The 372-nt window shown below is 50.5% G+C and carries 1 protein-coding gene; it reads left to right on the forward strand.

The genetic code is table 11. From position 1 onward, the window contains the following. Positions 1-372, forward strand: a 372-nt coding sequence (locus O4G76_RS20085; protein WP_269398919.1) for a ParA family protein, incomplete at both ends; no start/stop codon positions are given.

The raw sequence follows: 372 nt of genomic DNA on the forward strand, positions 1-372 counted from the left end.
CTATGGGGCTTCATGCTGTTTATGCATTGCTCGAAGTGAAATCTAAAGTGCTTGTTATCGACACTTGCCCCCAGAGCAATATTTCTTCTGCTCTTGGTGTGGCTCGCGGTGAAGCGGAGGCCTCTAGTTCTGTGCATCTTTTCTCTGGAAAGTGCCCCGAGCCCATTTTGACCAAATCCGGTGCCCACCTGATTCCAGCGTCACGGATTCTGGAAAAAGTAGAGGCGATGGATCAGGCAACAGCCATTACTGACTTTCGTAATGCGGTTCGGAAAATGGTTAAAGATGGCGTCTTTGATTTCTGCGTCATTGATACCCCGCCTTCAATTGGCGTTCGCCTGAGAGCTGCACTTGCGGCTGGAACCAGCGTTG

The sequence above is a fragment of the Limimaricola sp. G21655-S1 genome, assembly GCF_027213785.1.
Classification (GTDB): Bacteria; Pseudomonadota; Alphaproteobacteria; order Rhodobacterales; family Rhodobacteraceae; genus Limimaricola.